Annotated in this window: 18 protein-coding genes; 4 read left to right on the top strand and 14 right to left on the bottom strand. The window is 62.5% G+C overall.

Annotated elements, in window-relative coordinates:
- Both rapZ and IB249_RS28955 read left to right on the top strand, forming a co-directional pair.
- Window positions 1–858 (top strand): RNase adapter RapZ, encoded by an 858-nt coding sequence (rapZ, locus tag IB249_RS28960; RefSeq protein WP_192309668.1) that lies wholly within the window; start codon window positions 1–3, stop codon window positions 856–858.
- 15 nt (window positions 859–873) lie between these two features.
- On the top strand, window positions 874–1,146 hold the full coding sequence (locus IB249_RS28955) for an HPr family phosphocarrier protein (protein ID WP_192309666.1): 273 nt from the start codon (window positions 874–876) through the stop codon (window positions 1,144–1,146).
- 46 nt (window positions 1,147–1,192) lie between these two features.
- Here the strand turns inward: IB249_RS28955 and IB249_RS28950 are convergent, their stop codons facing one another.
- The 6 genes from IB249_RS28950 to pmbA all read right to left on the bottom strand — a co-directional run bounded on the left by IB249_RS28950 (window position 1,193) and on the right by pmbA (window position 6,448).
- Window positions 1,193–2,086 (bottom strand): ZIP family metal transporter, encoded by an 894-nt coding sequence (locus IB249_RS28950; RefSeq protein WP_192309663.1) that lies wholly within the window; start codon window positions 2,084–2,086, stop codon window positions 1,193–1,195.
- 30 nt (window positions 2,087–2,116) lie between these two features.
- Complete coding sequence (locus tag IB249_RS28945) at window positions 2,117–2,728, bottom strand: superoxide dismutase (protein ID WP_192309661.1); 612 nt, start codon at window positions 2,726–2,728, stop codon at window positions 2,117–2,119.
- Between the two features lies 1 nt (window position 2,729).
- Entirely contained in the window at window positions 2,730–3,161 is a 432-nt protein-coding gene (locus IB249_RS28940) for a hypothetical protein (RefSeq protein ID WP_192309659.1), read from the bottom strand.
- A gap of 27 nt (window positions 3,162–3,188) precedes the next feature.
- Entirely contained in the window at window positions 3,189–4,565 is a 1,377-nt protein-coding gene (locus IB249_RS28935) for a class II fumarate hydratase (protein ID WP_192309657.1), read from the bottom strand.
- Window positions 4,546–4,953 carry a FagA protein gene (locus tag IB249_RS28930; protein WP_192309655.1) on the bottom strand — a complete coding sequence of 136 codons (408 nt, stop codon included), beginning with the start codon at window positions 4,951–4,953 and terminating at the stop codon, window positions 4,546–4,548. The genes IB249_RS28935 and IB249_RS28930 overlap by 20 nt, the downstream gene beginning before the upstream one ends.
- Window positions 4,954–5,101: 148 nt before the next feature.
- Entirely contained in the window at window positions 5,102–6,448 is a 1,347-nt protein-coding gene (gene pmbA, locus IB249_RS28925) for a metalloprotease PmbA (RefSeq protein WP_192309652.1), read from the bottom strand.
- Between the two features lie 108 nt (window positions 6,449–6,556).
- On the opposite strand from pmbA, the gene yjgA reads away from it, so the two are divergent.
- Entirely contained in the window at window positions 6,557–7,081 is a 525-nt protein-coding gene (gene yjgA, locus IB249_RS28920) for a ribosome biogenesis factor YjgA (RefSeq protein ID WP_192309650.1), read from the top strand.
- Between the two features lie 49 nt (window positions 7,082–7,130).
- Here yjgA and tldD read toward each other — a convergent pair whose 3' ends face one another.
- From tldD to mreB, 8 genes are all read right to left on the bottom strand, one after another.
- Window positions 7,131–8,573, bottom strand: coding sequence for a metalloprotease TldD (gene tldD / locus IB249_RS28915; protein ID WP_192309648.1), 1,443 nt, complete (start codon window positions 8,571–8,573; stop codon window positions 7,131–7,133).
- An 18-nt stretch (window positions 8,574–8,591) separates the two neighbouring features.
- On the bottom strand, window positions 8,592–9,440 hold the full coding sequence (locus tag IB249_RS28910; RefSeq protein WP_192309645.1) for a carbon-nitrogen hydrolase family protein: 849 nt from the start codon (window positions 9,438–9,440) through the stop codon (window positions 8,592–8,594).
- A gap of 71 nt (window positions 9,441–9,511) precedes the next feature.
- Window positions 9,512–13,315 (bottom strand): YhdP family protein, encoded by a 3,804-nt coding sequence (locus IB249_RS28905; protein WP_192309643.1) that lies wholly within the window; start codon window positions 13,313–13,315, stop codon window positions 9,512–9,514.
- Window positions 13,316–13,390: 75 nt separating this feature from the next.
- Window positions 13,391–14,848 carry a ribonuclease G gene (gene rng / locus IB249_RS28900; RefSeq protein WP_192309641.1) on the bottom strand — a complete coding sequence of 486 codons (1,458 nt, stop codon included), beginning with the start codon at window positions 14,846–14,848 and terminating at the stop codon, window positions 13,391–13,393.
- A 57-nt stretch (window positions 14,849–14,905) separates the two neighbouring features.
- Window positions 14,906–15,502: a Maf family protein gene (locus tag IB249_RS28895; RefSeq protein WP_192309639.1), complete on the bottom strand. Its 597-nt coding sequence runs from the start codon at window positions 15,500–15,502 to the stop codon at window positions 14,906–14,908.
- Window positions 15,503–15,561: 59 nt separating this feature from the next.
- Complete coding sequence (gene mreD / locus IB249_RS28890; protein ID WP_192309637.1) at window positions 15,562–16,053, bottom strand: rod shape-determining protein MreD; 492 nt, start codon at window positions 16,051–16,053, stop codon at window positions 15,562–15,564.
- On the bottom strand, window positions 16,053–17,183 hold the full coding sequence (gene mreC / locus IB249_RS28885; RefSeq protein WP_192309885.1) for a rod shape-determining protein MreC: 1,131 nt from the start codon (window positions 17,181–17,183) through the stop codon (window positions 16,053–16,055). The genes mreD and mreC overlap by 1 nt, the downstream gene beginning before the upstream one ends.
- Before the next feature lie 140 nt (window positions 17,184–17,323).
- Window positions 17,324–18,361: a rod shape-determining protein MreB gene (gene mreB / locus IB249_RS28880; protein WP_002555108.1), complete on the bottom strand. Its 1,038-nt coding sequence runs from the start codon at window positions 18,359–18,361 to the stop codon at window positions 17,324–17,326.
- 211 nt (window positions 18,362–18,572) lie between these two features.
- On the opposite strand from mreB, the gene gatC reads away from it, so the two are divergent.
- Window positions 18,573–18,860 (top strand): Asp-tRNA(Asn)/Glu-tRNA(Gln) amidotransferase subunit GatC, encoded by a 288-nt coding sequence (gene gatC / locus IB249_RS28875; protein ID WP_192309635.1) that lies wholly within the window; start codon window positions 18,573–18,575, stop codon window positions 18,858–18,860.
- Window positions 18,861–18,866: the final 6 nt, after the last annotated feature.

The raw sequence follows: 18,866 nt of genomic DNA, 5'->3' as shown, positions 1-18,866 counted from the left end.
ATGCGCTTGATCATCGTCAGTGGCCGTTCCGGCTCAGGTAAAAGTACCGCGCTCGACGTGCTCGAGGACAACGGTTACTACTGCATCGACAACCTCCCGGCGGGGTTGTTGCCGGAACTGGCCGAACGCGCGCTGATCCATACTGAACTGACGCAACCGCTGGTCGCCGTCTCCATTGACGCACGCAACCTGCCAAGCCATCTCAGCCGTTTCCCCGAACTGCTCGAGGAAGTCCGCAGCCGGCATATCCAGTGCGATGTCCTGTATCTGGATGCCGATGAAGAGACGTTGCTCAAGCGCTTCTCGGAAACTCGTCGGCGTCACCCGCTGAGCAGCGCCAACCGCTCCCTGGCCGAGGCGATCGAGGATGAGGCCGCCCTGCTGGGGCCGATTGCCGACCTCGCCGACCTCAAGGTCAACACCACCAATCTGAACCTGTATCAGTTGCGCGATACCATCAAGCTGCGCCTGTTGAACCAGCCGGAACCCGGAACGGCGTTCCTGGTGGAGTCGTTTGGATTCAAGCGCGGCATGCCGGTGGATGCCGACCTGGTGTTCGACGTACGTTGCCTGCCGAACCCTTACTGGAAGCCGGAACTGCGCGAGCAGTCCGGGCTTGATCAACCGGTGGCCGAATACCTGGCGGCACAGCCGGACGTCGAGGAGATGTTCCAGGACATTTCCACGTACCTGCTCAAATGGCTGCCCCGCTTCGCCGCCAGCAACCGCGCTTATGTCACCATTGCCATTGGCTGCACGGGCGGGCATCACCGCTCCGTCTACCTGACCGAACGTCTGGGCCAGGTCCTGCAAAAATCCCTGAAGAACGTCCAGGTCCGCCACCGCGACCTCAGCTAAAGGATTCACATCGCGATGCCTGCTCTGGAAATCGAAATCATCAACAAGCTGGGCTTGCATGCCCGTGCTTCCGCCAAATTCGTCGGCGTAGCCGGTCAATTCCCTTGCCAGATCAGGGCCGGACGCACACCGACCTCGATGGTCGACGGCAAAAGCATCATGGCCATGATGATGCTCGCCGCCGGCAAAGGCACCAAAATCCATCTGAGCACGGAAGGCGAGCAGGAACAGGAAGCGCTGGACGCGCTGGTGGCGTTGATCAACAACTACTTCGACGAAGGCGAATGAAGTCCGTCCCGTAGCAGCCGGGCACCCGGCTGCTGCATCGTCCGTGTCACGCCAGCGCCGTATCCATCACCATCATCAGGCAAAACCCGATCAGCAACCCGAGACTGGCCAGCTTGTCGTGACCATGGCGGCGCGACTCGGGGATGACCTCATGGGTGACCACCAGCAACATGGCCCCGGCCGCCAGCGCCAGCCCCAAAGGCAAGAGCAATTCGGCCAGGCTGACCAGCCAGGCGCACAACAGCGCAAAAACCGGCTCGACCAGCCCTGACGCCGCACCGATCAGGAACGCCTTGCCCCGCGACATTCCTGCTCCGGCCAACACCAGGGCGATCACCAGACCTTCCGGCACATCCTGCAGCGCGATCCCCATGGCCAGGCTGTCGGCGTCGGGCATGCCGCCACCCGCCGACACTCCCACAGCCATACCTTCGGGAATGTTGTGGGCAATGATGGCAAACACGAATAACCAGATCCGTGGCGGAATGACCGGTCGCTCCGGGGTGCCGACGAGCATCTCGGGAGAGGCCCCGGACAGCTTGAGATCCACCAGAAACAAGCCGAACGCGCCGAGCATGATGCCGAAACAGATCAGACCGCTGGCCGCCCAAGGCGTCAGCCCGAGGTTTTCTGCCGCCGCAATACCGGGGACGATCAGCGAAAACGCCGTCGCCGCGAGCATCACTCCGGCACCGAAGCCGAGCAGTGTATCGCTGAGCGCCTGGGGCATGCGCCGGACCACCAGCACCGGAACCGCCCCGAGTGCCGTCCCCAGGGCGCAGATCGCACCGCCCTGCAACGCACGCAGCAATTTCGGCTCAAGGCCCAGCCACGCCAGGCCCTGGGCGACCAGCAAGCTCATGCCCGCCAGCAGCAACAGCGATCCCAACGCGTAACGAAACATACGCCCACTTCCGATCGCCAGTGTTTCAGTGCCCATAGTCAGCCCTGGATCCTTTTGATAAAAGCCTCAGGCCATTGCAGCCTGATAGCGCGCAGCGACTTCAGGCCAGTTGATGACATTGTAGAAAGCGTTGATGTATTCCGGGCGGCGGTTCTGATATTGCAGGTAATAAGCGTGCTCCCAGACATCCAGGCCGAGGATCGGCGTGTTGCCGTTCATCAACGGACTGTCCTGGTTGCCGCTGCTTTCAACCACCAGGGTCTTTTGCGGGGTCACGCTCAACCAGGCCCAGCCGCTGCCGAAGCGGGTCAGGGCGGCCTTGGTGAACGCCTCCTTGAAAGGTTCGAGACCGCCCAACTGCGCGTCGATTGCCTGGGCCAGCGCGCCGTCCGGCTGACCGCCACCGTTGGGCACCATGACTGCCCAGAACAGCGAATGGTTGGCATGGCCACCGCCCTGGTTGATCACCGCAGCCCGCAGCTTTTCCGGCAACTGCTGGACGGCCGCCACCAGTTTTTCCACCGGCCACTCGGCGAACTCGGTGCCCTCGACGGCGGCGTTGAGGTTGTTGATGTAGGTCTGGTGGTGCTTGGTGTAGTGGATTTCCATGGTCTGCGCATCGATGTGCGGTTCCAGGGCATCGTAGGCGTACGGCAAGGCAGGCAAGCTAAAAGCCATTTCAATGAACTCCGTGATGGTGAGGCGCAGGGGGCGACGCCGTATCGATGTGCAGCAAACGATGGGTGCGCGGGTATTCGCCGTGTTCGCTGATGAAGTTCAGCAGTTCGACATAGGTTTTGCTGCTCTGGCGCAACGCGGCTTCCCGCAGCGCCGGTGCCACTCGAGGATCCTGGAGGGTCTTGAGCAGGCGCTGGTGGATGGCACACAGGTACTCGGCGCTCTCCTCCGGCTGATTCAAGCGCAAGTGCAGGTCCGCGAGGTTGTGGTGGGAGATCACGCAGGCCGCCACCGCTTCATCGGCATCGCGCCAGCGCTCGAACAACACCTGGGCCAAGGCGAGCGCCTGCAGGTAGGCCTCGCGGGCATCCACCAGTTCGCCCAGCATGAAACAGCGGTTTGCCCGTTCGATTGTGCGTTTCCAGTGTTCCATGGTGAGCCTCCAAAGCGGTGGTGGCGATTACACGCCGCCGGCGGTGAGTTTTTCCGGGTTGAGCAGTTCTTCCAGCTGACTGCGTGACAGATCGGTGTGTTCCAGCGCGACATCGATGACCGGTCGCCCCTGCTGGTAGGCTTTCTTGGCGATCTCGGCGGCTTTCTGGTAACCAATGATCGGGTTGAGCGCGGTCACCAGAATCGGGTTGCGCGACAGCGCTTCCTTGAGCCTGGACTCGTTGACCTTGAAGCTGGCGATGGCCTTTTCACCCAGCAGATGGCTGGCGTTGGCCAGCAGTTCGATGCTGCTCAGCAGGTTCTGGGCGATGATCGGCAGCATGACGTTCAGTTCGAAATTGCCCGACTGACCGGCGATGGCGATCACCGTGTCGTTGCCGATGACCTGGGCGGCGACCATGGCCGTCGCTTCCGGGATGACCGGGTTGACCTTGCCCGGCATGATCGACGAGCCCGGCTGCAACGCTTCGAGTTCGATTTCCCCCAGGCCAGCCAGCGGTCCGGAGTTCATCCAGCGCAAGTCATTGGCGATCTTCATCAGCGAGACCGCCGTGGTTTTCAACTGCCCGGAGAGCGCCACCGCCGTGTCCTGGGAGCCGATCAGGGCGAACAGGTTGGTCCCCGGCTGGAACGGCACCTGGGTCAGGCGCGTCAGTTCCTCGCTGAAACGCGCGGCAAACTGTGGATGCGCATTGATCCCGGTCCCCACCGCCGTGCCGCCTTGCGCCAGGGATTGCAGGCTCGGCAGCAACCCTTGCAGGTGGCCGATATTGGCCTTCAGCTGTTGCGCCCAACCGTTGAGCACCTGGCTCATGCGCACCGGCATCGCGTCCATCAGGTGGGTGCGACCGGTTTTGACATGGTGATGAACCTCTTCGGCCTTGCGCTCGATCACCTGGACCAGGCGCGTCAACGCCGGCAGCAGTTGCTCATGCAACGCCAGCGTTGCGCTGACATGGATGGTGGTCGGGATGATGTCGTTGCTGCTCTGGCCGCAATTGACGTGATCGTTGGGGTTCACCGGCTCGCCGAGCCGACGGCTGGCGAGCGTCGCGAGCACTTCGTTGGCGTTCATGTTGGAACTGGTGCCGGAACCGGTCTGGAAGATATCCACCGGGAAGTGCTGCATGAAATCGCCCTTGAGCAGCTCCAGCGCGACGTCGACGATGGCTCGGCCCTGGGCCTCGCTGATCTGCTCGAGTTCGATGTTGGCCCTGGCGGCGGCGGCCTTGGCCAGGATCAAGGCCCGGATGAACTGCACCGGCATCGGTCTGCCGCTGATCGGGAAGTTATCCACTGCACGTTGGGTTTGGGCGCCGTAGAGCGCATCCACCGGGACCTGAAGTTCGCCCATGCTGTCGCGCTCAATACGAGTCTTGTTCATCTGAAAATCCTTGCACCAGTTCTATGAGGGGAATCGAGGGTTGCAACTCGCAGGTCGCCAGTTGCCAGGTGTAGCTCTGCCAGCGCTTGAGCCGGCACTTGCACAGCGACAGGCGTTCGAGATCGCGCAACGGGCGCCACGCCTGGTCCAGGCAGAATGTCCGCCAGTGCCACGGCAGCGCGACATCGGCGGCGGTGTCGAGCAGCAGACGGAACGTGGTTTCGGCGATGGTCCAGGGTGAAGTGGCCGTGCAACACGCCAGATAGCGGCCTTCGGCGAGGTAGTGTTCGATCAGGCGCGGCTCATTGGGGTCCAGCGCGCAACGGATCTGGCGACTCATCCAGCGCCAGCTGTCGAGGTACGGCTGCTCGTGCAAGGCAGAACTCATGTCTCGGGCTCATTCGATAATGAGATTTATTATTAGATGATAATGAGAACCAAAACAAGCCCGTCAATGGTCTGGACGCCCAACAACGGCCCATAAAAAAGGCGCGCCACCCGATTGGTGGCGCGCCTTTTTTAAACAAGCAGAAGGTTTAGCTGCCCGCTACCGTCATCCGCTCGATCAGCACCGAGCCCGTGCGGATGTTGCTGCGCACCTCCAGGTCGTTGCCCACCGCGACGATCTGCTTGAACATGTCGCGCATGTTGCCGGCAATGGTCACTTCCTGGACCGCGAACTGGATTTCGCCGTTTTCCACCCAGTAACCTGCGGCACCGCGCGAGTAGTCGCCGGTGACCATGTTCAGGCCCTGGCCCATCAGTTCGGTGACCAGCAGACCGCGGCCCATGCGTCGCAGCAAGGCAGCCTGGTCCTCGTCGCCGTGGCTGACGAACAGGTTATGCACGCCGCCGGCGTTGGCGGTGCTCGGCATGCCCAGCTTGCGCCCGGAGTACGTGCCGAGGATGTAGGACACCAGCTCGCCTTTTTCGACGAACGGTTTGGCGTACGTGGCCAGGCCATCGCCATCGAACGCCGCGCTGCCCAGGGCACGCGCCAGATGCGGACGCTCATCGAGGGTCAGCCATTCCGGGAACAACTTCTGTCCGAGGGTGCCTTCCAGGAACGAGGACTTGCGATACAGGCTGCCGCCGGAAATCGCCGAGAGGAAACTGCCGAACAAGCCACCGGCCAGCTCGGCGGAAAACAGCACCGGCACTTCACAGGTCGGTACCGGGCGCGCGCCCAGACGGCTGGCCGCCCGCTGCGCCGCGCGTTGACCGATGCTCACCGGGTCGGCGAGCAGATGGCCCAGGCGATTCACGTCATACCAGTAATCGCGCTGCATCTGGCCGTCGGCCTCGGCGATCATCACGCAGCTGAGGCTATGACGCGTCGACGCGTAACCACCGATGAAACCATGGCTGTTGCCATAGACACGGCAGCCCTGATGAGTGCTCAGCGTGGTGCCATCGGCGTTCTTGATCCGGGCGTCGGCATCAAAGGCCGCCGCCTCACAGAGCAGGGCTTTCTCGATGGCCTGTTCCGGGGTGATGTCCCATTCGTGGAACAGATCGAAATCCTGCAGATCCTTGGCCATCAGCGCGGCATCGGCCAGGCCCGAAGCTTCGTCTTCCGAGGTGTGCCTGGCAATGGCCAGTGCCGCAGCAACGGTTTCGCGAATGGCCTCCGGGCCACTGGCCGAGGTGCTGGCCGACCCTTTGCGCTGGCCCACATACAAGGTGATGCCAAACCCTTGGTCACGGTTGAATTCGACAGTTTCGACTTCACGCTGGCGCACCGACGTCGACAGGCCCTGCTCGAGCGACACCGCGACTTCACAGGCGCTGGCGCCCTGGCGCCTGGCTTCAGCGATGATTTGCTCGACTTGTTCCTGCAGTGCCGGCAACGCTTGTGGGCCGACGCTTTCAACTGCACTCATGCTGTTCTCCACTCAAATTCTGCTTTCGGTAAAGGCCTTCGAGCGACCGGGCCGGACAAGCGGCCCCCGACTGGTTATCATGGCGGCGTTTTCTTGCGGACGGCCACCATGGTTGATTCTTACGACGACTCCCTCGATACGGGAGAAAAAAGCAAATCCCAGGTCAAACGCGAGCTGCATGCTCTGGTTGACCTCGGCGAGCGCCTCACGACACTCAAGCCTGACCTGCTGGCAAAACTGCCCTTGACCGACGCCTTGCGCCGGGCCCTGGCCGATGCGCCCAAGCACGTTGCGCACATCGCGCGTAAACGGCACCTGCAGTTCATCGGCAAACTGATGCGCGATCAGGACACTGACGCCATTCTGGTTCTGCTCGATCAACTCGATGCCTCCACTCGCCAGTACAACGAACGCTTCCACAACCTTGAACGCTGGCGCGATCGCCTGATTGCCGGTGACGATGCCGTTCTGGAAAAATTCGTCAGCGAATATCCGGACGCCGATCGCCAGCAATTGCGCTCCCTGATCCGTCAGGCCCAGCACGAGGTTGCGCAAAACAAGCCTCCTGCCTCCAGCCGTAAAATCTTCAAGTACATCCGTGAGCTGGACGAAACGCAACGCGGCCTGCGTTGAGTGTCCAGGCGAGTGAGTCGCCACGCGACTCACTCGCCGCTCCTTTCCTTTATGCGCCCGTGCCACCCACGGTAATCGCATCGATCTTCAGCGTTGGCTGGCCGACGCCCACCGGCACCGACTGCCCATCCTTGCCACACGTGCCCACGCCGCTGTCCAGCGACAGGTCGTTACCGACCATCGACACCTTGCTCATGGCTTCCGGACCGTTGCCGATCAACGTCGCGCCTTTGACCGGCGCGGTAATCTTGCCGTCCTCGATCAGGTACGCCTCGCTGGTGGAGAACACGAACTTGCCGCTGGTGATGTCCACCTGGCCGCCGCCGAGGTTGGCGCAGTAGATGCCGCGTTTTACCGAAGCGATGATTTCCGCCGGGTCGCTTTCGCCCGCTAGCATGTAGGTGTTGGTCATGCGGGGCATCGGCAGATGGGCATAGGATTCGCGACGACCGTTGCCGGTACGGGCCACGCCCATCAGGCGCGCATTGAGCTTGTCCTGCATGTAGCCTTTGAGAACACCGTTTTCGATCAGTGTGGTGCACTCGGTTGGCGTGCCTTCATCGTCGACGCTCAGCGACCCGCGACGACCGGCCAGCGTGCCATCATCGACGATGGTGCAGAGTTTGGACGCGACGCGCTCGCCCATGCGACCGCTGTAGGCAGAGCTGCCCTTGCGGTTGAAGTCCCCTTCCAGGCCATGGCCGACCGCTTCATGCAACAGCACGCCGGACCAGCCTGAGCCCAACACCACCGGCAACGTACCGGCCGGTGCCGGAATGGCTTCGAGATTGACCAGCGCCTGACGCAGCGCTTCACGGGCATAACTCATGGCGCGGTCTTCGGCGAGGAAATAGCGGTAGTCGGTACGCCCGCCCCCTCCATGACCACCACGTTCACGCCGGCCGTTCTGCTCAACGATCACGCTGACATTGAAACGCACCAGCGGCCGCACATCCGCCGCCAGGCTGCCATCGGTGGCGGCCACCAGAATGCGCTCCCAGACCCCGGCCATGCTCACGGTCACTTGCTGGATTCGCGGGTCGAGGGCGCGGGTCGCGACGTCGATGCGTTTGAGCAATTCGACTTTCTCGGCGCGGGTCAGCACTTCCAGCGGGTTGTCCGGGGCGTAGAGCTGAGCGACATCCTGGGCGGTGAACGCCTGCACCGTGCCGCTCTGTCCGGCACGGGAGATGGAACGGGCAGCGCGAGCCGCCGCGCCCAGGGCTTCCAGGGTGATGGCGTTACTGTAGGCAAATCCGGTTTTTTCACCCGATTGCGCGCGCACGCCAACACCCTGGTCGAGATTGAAGCTGCCTTCCTTGACGATCCCGTCTTCCAGCGCCCACGACTCGGAAATCTGTCCCTGGAAATACAGGTCGGCGGCATCGATGCCCGGGCCGGCCAGATCACCGAGCACCGCTTGCAGGCTCTCGATGGTGACGCCACCGGGCGCCAGGAGATGTTCACTGACTGAGGACAACAACTCGCTCATATGCTTTACGCCTTAAATTCATCGTTCTGAGGCAGGTCGCCGGGCGCCCTGCGAGAAAAAGCGCCGGTGACTGGACACCGGCATCCGCGCCCGGATGGACGCCTGTTCGCTGCTATCACGGTCGGCCAGCAGCACGGCCTCGCCTTGATCCTGTTGGGCCAGTATCCGCCCCCAGGGGTCGACAATCGCGGCATGGCCCCAGGTTTCCCGCGGCCCCGGATGCGTTCCACCCTGGGCGGCCGCGAGCACATAACACTGAGTCTCGATGGCACGCGCACGAATCAACACCTCCCAATGCGCGGCGCCGGTGACGGCGGTAAAGGCCGACGGCGCGGTGATCAACTCGGCGCCGGCGGCACGCAATTCGCTGTACAGCTCGGGGAAGCGCAGGTCATAGCACACCGTCAGGCCCACTCGGCCGACCGGCGTGTCCGCCACCACCACACCACTCCCGAAAGCATAGTCATCGGATTCACGATAACGCCCGCGGCTGTCCGCCACATCCACGTCGAACAGGTGCAGCTTGTCGTAGCGCGCCACTGTCTCGCCCTGATCGTCGACCAGCAACGAACACGCATGCACCTTGGCCGTCGGCCGATCCATCGGCGGCAATGGCAACGTACCGGCCACTGTCCATAACTTGAGGTCGCGGGCGGTCTGTTTCAACCAGGGCAGGATCGGGCCTTCACCCAACGCCTCGGCGCGGCCGATGTCGGCGATGTCACGACGCCCCATGGCGGCGAAGTTTTCCGGCAGCACGGCCAGCTTCGCCCCCTGGGCGGCGGCCTGTTCGAGCAGATGCCGGGCCTGGGCCAGGTTGGCCAGCACATCGCTCTGGCTGACCATTTGAATCACCGCGACTGACATGGGCTGTATCCTTATTTGAAATCAACACGATGCTACGGCCATGCTACTCCATCGGTCCGAAGGATGGCGTTTCAAAAAGGTTTGTCGAAGGTGATTTTCGGGTCCTTGTAGGGGCCCTTGACGGTGTATTTCACGCTGGCGAAACGCGACACGCGATCACCGATCAGCTTATCGATCAGGAACAGGGCGCCCCCGACGGCCGGTGCACCGACGATCAGCGCGGCGATCGGCAGGTTGTTGGTCACCGGCAAGGTCACCAGCAGTTTCGCGTCAAGCTGCTCGTTCACCAGATCCAGCGTGCCATCCAGCTCCACGTTGCTCGACGGGCCGGTCATCACAATCGGTTTGCTGGTCACGTAGATACCGTTCGTCGCGGTCAGCAGTCCCTTGACCCGGTCGTAGCTCAGGCCCTTGCCGAACAGGTCGGAAAAATCCAGGCGCAGGCGACGGCCAATGGAGTTGAAGTTGAGCAGGCCAAACACCCGCAAGGCCTGGGCGCTGCCCTCCACTTCGACGAACTGCCCCTTGTTCAGCGAGGCATCGAGGGTGCCGGAGAAGCGCTTGGTGGCCAGCCACGCCGGTGAACCCGGCCAGCGGCCGTCGACGTCCATGTGGAACTCTTCACTGGTGACGCTCGGCGCAAAGCCCCAGCCCTTCAGCACATCCGCAAGGTTCTTGCCGCTGGCCCGCCCCTTGAACCAGCTGGCTGAGGCTCCTGGAGGACCTTCCCAACCGCCATCGCCCTGCAACAGAATGCCCTTGAGCCCCATGTCCAGGGTATTGAGCGCGATGCCCTTGCCGGTCGGGCGCACTTTGAGCGACCAGCCACCGACCAGGTCCTGCCCCTGGAACAACTGGTTGATGGTGATATCCATTGCCGGGATCCGGGTGGGATCGACGCTGGCCAACGGGTCCGGTGAGTTTTCATCGGCCAGGACCGTCGGGTCCGGCGCCGGCAACCGCACATATTGCAGATTGACCGCGATCGGCGCGGCCTTTGCGTCCGGAATGCCGACGGTGCCCTTGACCTGTTGGCTGTCGAGTTGCAGCGCCCAGGCTGCCGGCTTGCGGTTCACCTGCACCGATGCCTGGTCCAGCGTAGTCCCGAAGCCGCTGAGCTTGCCGACCTTGAAGTCCGCACTGCTGAGCAACTGCTTGGCACTGCCGCCCGGGTCCTGGCCAGCGTACTTGTCCACCAGGTCTTTCCACGGCCCGATATCCAGTTCGGAAAGCGCGCCGCGCACCCGCAGGCCCTTGGCGCCGGGCAGCACTGCATCGCCGTTACCCAGGAACAACTCGCCACGACCCTCGGCAAAATTGCCCGGTGGCGCTTCGAAGGTGAAGCTCGCCAACTCGCCATATTTGACCCAGTAACGACGCTCCTGCCCTTGCAGGGTCATGCGGAACATCGTGTCGCGCCCGACATCGCTCGCCATGCCGAACGGCGCAGGCAGGTCGACCGCCACCCCCTTGAGGCTGGAGTTGATCAGCAACTGACTGTCGTCGCCCCCCAGGTTCAGTTGCAGTTGGTACGGGATAACCCCTGACACCGGCAACGCCTGGGTCACCTTCAGCCAATCGGTGAGTTTCTTGACCTCGACCTGTCCCGAGGCGCTGACCCGGGTCTTGATCCTGCCCGGGCTGCCGTCGGCGAAAACCTGCGCGGTGACCGGTTTGTCGAAAGCTCGGGCGGCGATGTTCTGCCCGCTCAGCCCCTTGTCGCTGTCGAAACGGAAATCGCCCTTGAGCTGGGTCAGTTCGAGCTCTGGATCCGCCAGTTTCAAACGTGCCTTGGCGGTCTTGAAGTCGACCAGAATCTTCGGCTGCTCGCCCTTGGCCAACGGGATATCGAGTTTCAGCTTACCCTGCAGATCGCCTTCGCCCTGCCATCCGGCAAAAGTGTCGGCAGTACCAATCGGCGCTTCCTGGAGGATTTTCAAGCCATCCCCGAGGCCGCCGGCGAACCCGCCATCGAGCAACAGGTGGACGCTTTGCCCGGCAGGCGCATGCGGGATGTTGACGTAGATGTCGCTGACCTGGGTGTCGAGCAACTGGCCCTTGCTCGCCAGAATCCGTACGCCGCTGTCCTCGATGAACACATCGCCACTGACTTTGCTGACATGCGGCCAACCCGGCTGGAACGCCAGTTCGGCATCATGGACCTTGAAGAACAGACTGATGCTGCGGTCAGCGTCGGCGGCCCCATGGTTCAGCGAGCCCTGATACTGGAAGAACCCCTGATCGACCGCGCCCTTGAGGATGGCGGTGCGCAACCACTCATCGAGTTCCGGGCTGAGCACTTCGGGGAGGTACTTGGCGGTGTATCGGCCATCACCGTCCACCAGACCGACCCGCAGGTCCATGTAGTCTTCCTGGGTGTGGTCGAAATGCAGGCGGATGAGGAAGTCCCCGGCAATCTTGCCCTCCTCGCCCAGCACCTTCAGGTAGGGCGCGATCAGGGTGAAGCCTTCCTTGTCGAGCTTCCATGTCAGACGGGCATTGGCCTGGATGTACTGCCAGGGTTTGGCGAAGATCGGGTCCAGGTGCAGGACAAAATCCTTGCTGTCCATCCGCAGCTCGCCGTGACCGAGGTCACCGCTGATGCTGCCGCTGACATTACGCGCGGCCGGCGCACCGTGGTAGGCGTCAAAACCCACCTGCTCGAGATTGGCGGCAAAGCTGACCTTGGTGTCGTCGCTGGCACCGGGCCGAAAGTCGACCAGCACGTTGCGCAGGCCACCGGTGACCTTGAGCCGTTCTATCGCTGTGGCGACCCCCTGCGGGAGCGGCGCGAGGGCATTGAGCAACGGCGTCAGCGGGGTCAGGTCGAGGCGGTCGGCTTGCAGGTGCCAGAGTTCCTGGGCCTTGTCGGTGGCCAGGCTCTGCCTCAGTTGCAAGCGCGACTCCCAGCGGGTTTCGCCGAGATTCATGGCCAGGGAGTCCAGGGTCACCAGGAGGCCTTCGGCGCCACGCTGGAAGTAACCGTTCAGCGCAAGGTTGTTGATCTGGACCGGTTTGCGCTCGGCGTAGGCGCCCTTGATCTGCGGCGCGTTCAAACGGACTGCGCCACTCTGCAACGCGCCCTTGTCCCAGTTGAACCAAAGCTCGCCACCGGCCTTGATCCGGGAAAAATTCCATTGCCGGGTCACGCGCTCAGGCAGCCATTTCGACCAATCGCTCTGTGGCAGGCTCAAATAGGCCTGCGCTTCGCCGTCCTGCCACTGGCTGGCGCGAATGCGCGTGCGCAGGCTCATCGCCACGGGCTGGCCATCGGGCAGGTTCAGCCGCGCATCGAGCCGCTGGCGGTAGGCGCCGGTTTTCAGGTTCAGGCCAACGTAGGTCAACGTCAGCGGTGGCTGGTCCAAGGGCTGCAGGGTCACCTGACTGTCGAGCACCGACAGTTGCTGCACCGCCTGCATGCGATTGAGCAGTTGTTCCGGGTCCAGCGGCTGGTCCTGCTGCACCGGCAGGCCTTCCAGCGCCCAATGACCGTCCTCGCCTTCCTTGAGGCTGATTTTCAGGCCGTTGAGTTCCAGATGAGCGATGCGCACTTCGCGTGCCAGCAGGCTGGCCCAGATATCCGGCACCACACGCACCTGATCCAGGTGCAGGGCGTTGGCTCCCTCGCCCACCATGACGTCGCGAGCGAACAGGATCGGGGCGAAGCCGTGCCAGCTGCCCTCCAGCGATCCAATGTTCAGCGGCATGCCCAGCGCTTCGCTGCCCTTGGCCTCGACTTCGGGCTGGTATTCGGCCACCAGCGGCGTCAGCTCGCGCCCCAGGCTGACGTACAGCGCCATCAGCACCAAAGCCAACGCGCACAGGCCCAGACCCCAGCGGGTCAGTGCGGCCATTACGCGTGTGAGACGCTCCATGTCAGTTGGCTCCCATGGCAAAAAAACTGCAACAAGCTGAGGCCAGCCGTTCTAGTGAGGATGGAACACAGGGGTTCAGAGCAGCACCACGTCGTATTGTTCCTGGGAATACATGGTTTCGACCTGGAACCGGATGGTGCGCCCGATAAAACCTTCCAGCTCGGCAACGTTGCCCGACTCCTCGTCCAGCAAGCGATCAACGACTTTCTGGTTGGCCAATACACGATAGCCCTCCGCCTGATAAGCGCGAGCCTCGCGGAGGATTTCGCGGAAGATTTCGTAGCAAACGGTTTCCGGCGTCTTGAGCTTGCCACGCCCCTGGCAGCTGGTGCAGGGCTCGCACAGCACCTGCTCGAGACTTTCTCGGGTGCGCTTGCGCGTCATCTGTACCAGGCCCAGTTCGGTGATGCCAATGATGTTGGTCTTGGCGTGATCGCGCTCCAGTTGCTTCTCCAGGGTGCGCAGCACCTGGCGCTGGTGTTCCTCGTCTTCCATGTCGATGAAGTCGATGATGATGATCCCGCCCAGGTTGCGCAGGCGCAGCTGGCGAGCGATGGCGGTCGCGGCCTCGAGGTTGGTCTTGAAGATGGTTTCCTCGAGGTTGCGATGACCGACGAACGCCCCGGTGTTGACGTCGATGGTGCTCATGGCTTCCGCCGGGTCCACCACCAGGTAACCGCCGGACTTCAACGGGACCTTGCGCTCCAGGGCCTTCTGAATTTCATCCTCGACGCCGTAGAGGTCGAAGATCGGCCGCTCGCCCGGGTAATGCTCCAGACGATCGGCGATTTCCGGCATCAGTTCTGCGACGAACTGCGTGGTTTTCTGGAAGGTTTCCCGGGAGTCGATGCGGATTTTCTCGATCTTCGGGCTGACCAGATCGCGCAGGGTACGCAAGGCCAGGCCGAGGTCTTCGTAGATCACGCTCGGTGCGCCGATCGTCTTGATCTGTTCGCTGATCTGGTCCCAGAGCCTGCGCAGATAGCGGATGTCCATGAGGATTTCATCCGCGCCTGCGCCCTCGGCGGCCGTTCGCAGGATGAACCCACCCGCTTCCTTGATTCCTTCCCTGGCCACGCAATCGGAGACCACCTGCTTGAGGCGTTCGCGTTCGGCTTCGTCTTCGATCTTCAGGGAAATGCCGACATGCGCGGTGCGCGGCATGTACACCAGGTATCGCGAAGGGATCGACAACTGGGTGGTCAGGCGTGCGCCTTTGGAACCGATCGGGTCCTTGGTGACCTGCACCACCAGGCTCTGGCCTTCATGGACCAGTGCACTGATGCTTTCGACTGCCGGACCTTCGCGAAGGGAAATTTCCGATGCGTGAATGAAGGCCGCACGGTCCAGACCGATGTCGACGAACGCCGCCTGCATGCCCGGCAAAACCCGCACCACCTTGCCCTTGTAGATGTTGCCGACGATCCCGCGCTTTTGTGTGCGCTCGACGTGGACCTCTTGCAGAACACCGTTTTCAACCACCGCCACGCGCGACTCCATCGGCGTGATGTTGATCAGGATTTCTTCACTCATGGCAGGGTCTCGTTCAGGCATGTTCACGATAATGGCCGCATCTTGTCATTACGGCGCTCAGAGCGCGTTAAGGGTTTGCCAACAGGGTATGTCGAAACGGCCAAGTAACTCAGCGGTTTCGCACAGCGGCAATCCAACCACGGCGGAGTAACTGCCGCTGAGGCCAGCGACGAACACCGCGCCCAGCCCTTGGATACCATAGCCACCCGCCTTGTCCCGAGGCTCGCCGCTCGCCCAGTAGGCGGCGGCTTCAGCACGATCGACAGGACGGAAGCGCACCAGACTGCGCACAACCCGTGACTCGCAACGCTCGCCGTCAAGCACGGCAATGGCGGTCAGGACTTCATGTTCCCGACCGGCCAACATCATAAGCATGGCGCACGCGTCGGCTTCGTCCACCGGTTTGCCGAGAATTTTCCCGTCGAGCACCACGGCGGTATCGGCACCCAGCACGCAGAAGGCCGTGCCGGACGGCACAGCCCCGCGCCCGGCCTGCGCCTTGCCGCGCGCAAGGCGCTCGACGTAGGCCGACGGCGATTCATGGTTCAGAGGGGTTTCATCGATGTCCGCACTGATCGCGGTGAACGGCACGCCGATCTGCGTGAGCAGTTCACGCCGACGCGGCGAGCCAGAGGCGAGGTACAACTGTTTCATCAAGACATCTCCCTGTTTAGTGCCCCGTGTCACCAAGTGCGGGCCAATGCCTGAGTGAATCAGCTGATTTTGTAACGTCGACGCAAGCCACGCAAACCGAAGCTGACCCAGGGCCAGAGCAACGCGCTGACCAATGCCGGCAGGACCAGCGCCAGCGTCGGCTGGCGGTTGCCGGTCAAGGCGCTGAGCCACAGCTGCACCAACTGCGCAAGGCCGAAGATCACCAGGATCACCAGGCTTTGCTGCCACATCGGGAACATCCGCAGCCGCTGTTGCAACGACAGCACCAGGAACGTGATGAGTGTCAGGATCAGGGCATTCTGGCCCAGCAATGTGCCGTAGAGCACGTCTTCAGCCAGCCCCAGGCACCAGGCGGTGACCATGCCGACTTTCTGCGGCATGGCCAGGGCCCAGAATGCCAGCAGCAGGGCCAGCCACAAGGGGCGGAGGATTTCCATGAACTGCGGCAGTGGCGAAACACTGAGCAACAGGCCGATGGCGAAGGTCATCCAGACCATCCAGCCGTTTCGGGAGGCGGTTGCACCGGGCATTATTCTCTTCCCCCTGTGGTGGCCGGCGCGGAGACAGGCGGTTTGGCGGCCGGTTTCACGGCAGCAGGTGGCTTGGCGGCCGGTGTCGTCGCGGGCGGCTTGGCAGCGGCGGGATGTGCGGCAGGCGGCTTGGCCGGGGTTGCCGCCGGTGCCGTCGCAGGCGTCGCCGGGGTGGCGGCGGGGGCCGCGGCGGCCGGGGCAATCACGCCGACAGGTTTCGGTACGGTCGGTGGAATGACCGGCCCGCCACCCTGCGCATCCAGGTGTTCCTGGGCCTGCGCCGCGTCATTGGCGCGCTCTTCGGCCGTGCGGTTGTCGCTGAACACCAGCAGCAGATAACGGCTGCGGTTCAAGGCGGCCGTCGGCACGGCGCGGACAATGGCGAACGGCTGGCCGGAGTCGTGAATCACTTCCTTGACCGTGGCCACCGGGTAACCTGCCGGGAACCGCTGGCCGAGACCCGAGCTGACCAACAGGTCGCCTTCCTTGATGTCGGCGGTGTCGGCCACGTGACGCAGCTCCAGGCGCTCGGGGTTGCCGGTGCCGCTGGCAATCGCCCGCAGGCCGTTGCGGTTCACCTGTACCGGAATGCTGTGGGTGGTGTCGGTCAGCAGCAACACGCGGGAGGTGTAGGGCATCAACTCGACCACCTGGCCCATCAGGCCGCGGGCATCGAGCACCGGTTGGCCGAGGACCACGCCGTCGCGCTCACCCTTGTTGATGATGATGCGATGGGTAAAGGGGTTGGGGTCCATGCCGATCAACTCGGCCACTTCGACTTTCTCATTGACCAGCGCGGAGGAGTTGAGCAACTCGCGCAGCCGCACGTTCTGCTCGGTGAGGGCCGCCAGCTTTTGCATGCGCCCCTGCAACAGCAGGTTTTCGGTCTTGAGTTTTTCGTTTTCGGCGACCAGTTCGGTACGGCTGCCAAACTGGCTGGCCACACCTTGCCACAGCCGCTGCGGCAGGTCGGTGATCCAGTAGGACTGCATCAGCACCAACGACATCTGGCTACGCACCGGCTTGAGCAGCGAGAAGCGGGCATCGACCACCATCAGCGCGACCGAAAGCACGGCCAGCACCAACAAGCGCACGCCCAGTGAAGGCCCTTTGGTGAAAAGCGGTTTAATAAGCCGCTCCTCCCAGGCAAATGTTCCGTTTATTCATACGCCAGACCGGCCTGGATACAGATTGACAGAAGATAAACGCCAACAGGCGGCACTGCAAAGTGCCGCCTGCGCGCGCAACAGCATAGAGGCAATCCGGCGACTTATTCGCTGGAAAGCAGGTCCATGGTGTGTTTATCCATCATTTCCAATGCACGGCCACCGCCGCGAGCCACGCAGGTCAGCGGATCTTCGGCAACGATCACCGGCAGACCGGTTTCCTGGGCCAGCAACTTGTCGAGGTCGCGCAACAGGGCGCCACCACCGGTCAGCACCAGGCCACGCTCGGCGATGTCGGAAGCCAGTTCCGGAGGCGATTGCTCCAGTGCGCTTTTCACCGCCTGAACGATGGTGGCCAGCGACTCTTGCAGAGCTTCCAGCACTTCATTGGAGTTCAGGGTGAATGCGCGTGGTACGCCTTCGGCCAGGTTACGGCCACGGACGTCGACCTCACGCACTTCGCCGCCCGGGTAAGCGGTGCCGATTTCCTGCTTGATGCGCTCGGCGGTGGACTCGCCGATCAGGCTGCCGTAGTTGCGACGCACGTAGGTGATGATCGCTTCGTCGAAACGGTCGCCGCCCACTCGTACGGATTCGGCGTACACCACACCGTTGAGGGAGATCAGTGCGATTTCGGTGGTACCGCCACCGATATCGACGACCATCGAACCGCGTGCTTCCTCGACCGGGAGGCCGGCACCGATCGCTGCAGCCATTGGCTCTTCGATCAGGAACACTTCACGTGCACCGGCACCGAGGGCCGATTCACGGATGGCGCGGCGCTCAACCTGGGTGGATTTGCACGGAACGCAGATCAGCACACGCGGGCTAGGCTGCAGAAAGCTGTTCTCGTGAACCTTGTTGATGAAATATTGCAGCATCTTTTCGCAGACGCTGAAGTCGGCGATGACGCCGTCCTTCATCGGACGAATGGCCGCGATATTGCCCGGCGTACGGCCAAGCATGCGCTTGGCTTCGGTGCCGACAGCGACGACACTTTTCTGGTTACCGTGTGTCCGAATAGCCACAACCGATGGCTCATTCAGGACGATGCCGCGCTCGCGCACGTAAATAAGGGTGTTGGCAGTGCCCAGGTCAATGGAAAGATCGCTGGAAAACATGCCACGCAGTTTCTTGAACATGGGAAAGGGACCCTAGGCAACGCGTGGGTAAAAAAGTGCGGCAAACTCTAACAACGACAGGGATTTTGGGCAAGGCGCCAATATGTTAAATTGGCCGCTTTTCTGTGCACCAAGCCCCACAATCGCGGCCTTATTGACCGTAGAAGTGCGATAGTGTTCCGACAATCTAACACACGGACGCCTTCCGTCCTGTTTTCCACTGGAGATTCCCATGGCGCTTGAACGCTCCGACGTGGAAAAAATCGCTCATCTGGCCTGCCTTGGCCTGAATGAAGTCGATCTTCCACATATTACTTCGGCCCTGAACAGCATTCTGGGTCTGGTCGACGAAATGCAGGCGGTCAATACCGACGGTATCGAGCCCCTCGCCCATCCTCTGGAAGCCAGCCAGCGCCTGCGTGCAGACGTCGTGACCGAGTCCAATCATCGCGAGGCCTATCAGTCCATCGCACCAGCGGTCGAAAACGGCCTGTACCTGGTTCCGAAAGTCATCGACTAAAGGGAA

It is taken from the genome of Pseudomonas sp. PDM04, assembly GCF_014851765.1.
In the GTDB taxonomy this organism is placed as follows: Bacteria; Pseudomonadota; Gammaproteobacteria; order Pseudomonadales; family Pseudomonadaceae; genus Aquipseudomonas.
This window is presented reverse-complemented; position numbering and strand designations above follow the sequence as displayed.